The following is a 2,318-nucleotide window of genomic DNA, read 5'->3' on the forward strand; positions in this document are numbered from 1 at the left end:
GACCTGGACGAGCTCGTCATTGCTGAGCGGCCCGGGAGCCAGGTAGCCGGGCAGCTGGTCCTGGGGCGTGCCCAGCGCCTGGAACAGCTCCGAGCCGCCGAGCTGGTCGGCCTGCGGCGCCGGCAGCTCGATGGTGTCGGCGTAGCAGGGGCCGGCTGCGGCCAGCAGCAGGGCGGCGGTCACGAGCGCCAGGCCGGCGCGGCGGCGGCTCGTCACGGCTGCCCCTCGCCGGCCGGGCTACTGCCGGACGGTGTAGGTGAGCACCAGGTAGTCACGGCACAGCGGCTTGACCTTGATGGTGACCTCCTGCGGTCCGGTGAACTCGGCCTCCGCCTCGAAACCGGCCTCCTCATCGGATCCGGCCTGGGTGTAGCCCTCGGTGACGAGCTCATCGGCGGCGTTGTCGCGGACGGTCACCAGATCGGTGACCCCGCCACGCAGCACGCCGCTGACCGCGCGGGTCTGGCCCTGGTTGGTGACCTCGGTGGGCTGCCAGCCGACGAGGGTCGGAAAGTCCGCAGGCAGCTGGCGGATGAGCTCCGGATGCGGCGCCGTCTGCTGCTGGTTGCACGCTGCCTGCGCGGCCCCGGCGGATCCGGACTCGGACTGGGAGGGGGACAGGGAGGCGGTCGCCGACGGCGAGGCCGCGCTGCTGCTGATTCCGGACGCCGCTCCCGACGTCGAATCGCCGTTCCCGCCGCAGCCGGCCAGCGCCAGCCCCAGGATGGTCGTTGCCATGAGCATGCTCAGCTTCATCAGCTGTCTCCGACGTGCGACGGCCTGCGTGGCTTGCTCGGCCTCGCTTGCCAACGTACCGGGCGCCGGAGCACGGTGGCAGGTCCCAGCCGGAGAAGGACCAGCCAGCCGGGACCAGGACCGGCTGCCAGGTCGTACAGGAGCAGGAGCTGCCATGCGGGTGCTGACCGTCGGCCTGCTGCTCTGCGCGCTGCTGGCCGGCGCCGGGTGCCAGGCCGGGCCCGGCGCGCCGGCCGGCGACGGGCCGCTGATCGTGGTGTCGGCGCCGCTGGCCGCCCAGCCGTGGATCGGGCGGTCGGTGGTGCGGGGCGCCGAGCTGGCCATCGCCCAGCAGGCCGTCGTCCCGGGAGTGCCGAACGGCCGGCTGCGGCTGAAGATCCTGGACAACAACGCCTCGCCGAGCACCGCGGTCGCCAACGCCAGGACGGCGGTCCGCTGGAATGCCGCGGCGCTGATCACCGACGGCACCGGGGCGCTGGCGGTGTCCCGGGTGACCGACCCCGCGTCCCTGCCGGTCTTCGTGGTGTTCGACGGCGGTGGCTCGTTCGTCGACCCGGCAACGCACCCGACCATCTTCCGGCTGGCGCCGGCGAACAAGCACATGAGCCGGCGGCTGGCCGACTACCTGGCCGCCCGCCGGACCGGGCCGATCGCCCTGATCAGCGACGACTCCTCCTACGGCCGCGAGGGTGCGCGGCAGCTGCGCGTCGACCTGGCGCAGAACGGGCTGCGGGTGGTGAAGCGGATCGTCCTGCCGGTCGCCGCCGGCGATGTCAGCGCCCAGGTGCTCGCGGCCCGCCGAGCTGGCGCCGGGGCCTTGCTGCTGTGGGCCGGCGCGCCGGGCATCGCGCAGGTCATCAGGGCCGCCCGGTCCGCCGGGTGGCAGGTTCCGGTCTTCCTGAGCCCGACCGGTGAGGACCCGCTGGTGCGCCAGCAACTGGCCGATCACCCGCGGTGGCTCGACGGCGCCACGTTCGTGTCGTTCCGGATCACCAGCGAGATGGGCCCGGCGCCCTTCGAACGGTTCCGGACCGCCTACGAGCAGCGCTTCGGGCCCGACCGGGTCGGCATGTCGGCGGCCGGCCGGCCGGTGCTGCAACCGCCGGACTGGGCCATGTACTCCTACGACGCGGTGCTGCTGATCTCGGCCGCGCTGACCATCACGGCCGGCGCCACCGGCCCGCCGCTGCTCACCGCCGTCGAGGGCGCGTCGGTGATGGGGGCCAACGGCGACCAGCGCGGCTTCGGCCCGGAGGACCGGGAGGGGGTCAGCTCCAGCGACATGTACTTCGCCCGGTTCGCCGACCTGCGGTTCGCCGCGGTGACCGACGACGCGCTCTCGACCCAGCTGCCCGCGGTGCCCCAGTGACCGGGGTTCAGGCCTGCACCTGCCAGCGGGTGGTGCAGGCGTCCACCGCCGTCAGCTGCAGCACTCCCGGACGGCCGCTCCTGGTGAACGGCAGCCGTCCCTCGCTGGCGCCGACGATCCCGCGTCCGGCCGTGTAACCGGCCTTCTGCAACGCGCCGGTGATCGCGATCAGGTTGTCGCGCACCGTCCCCGG

4 protein-coding genes are annotated in these 2,318 nt (G+C 73.9%); 1 reads left to right on the forward strand and 3 read right to left on the reverse strand.

The annotated features are described in order from the left end of the window. Together VF612_RS01040 and VF612_RS01045 are read right to left on the reverse strand one after the other, a co-directional pair. Positions 1–216: hypothetical protein (locus VF612_RS01040; RefSeq protein ID WP_408657991.1), on the reverse strand; the 216-nt coding region annotated here is incomplete at its 3' end. 21 nt (positions 217–237) lie between these two features. After that, on the reverse strand, positions 238–756 hold the full coding sequence (locus tag VF612_RS01045) for a hypothetical protein (protein WP_408657992.1): 519 nt from the start codon (positions 754–756) through the stop codon (positions 238–240). 154 nt (positions 757–910) lie between these two features. On the opposite strand from VF612_RS01045, the gene VF612_RS01050 reads away from it, so the two are divergent. After that, the gene (locus VF612_RS01050) at positions 911–2,125 is read left to right on the forward strand and encodes an ABC transporter substrate-binding protein (protein WP_408657993.1); all 1,215 of its coding nucleotides are present in this window, start codon (positions 911–913) and stop codon (positions 2,123–2,125) included. A 7-nt stretch (positions 2,126–2,132) separates the two neighbouring features. On the opposite strand, the gene VF612_RS01055 is transcribed toward VF612_RS01050, so the two are convergent. Beyond that, positions 2,133–2,318, reverse strand: a 186-nt coding sequence (locus VF612_RS01055; protein WP_408657994.1) for a hypothetical protein, incomplete at its 5' end; no start/stop codon positions are given.

It is taken from the genome of Jatrophihabitans sp., from assembly GCF_036388195.1.
Lineage (GTDB): Bacteria > Actinomycetota > Actinomycetes > Mycobacteriales > Jatrophihabitantaceae > Jatrophihabitans_A.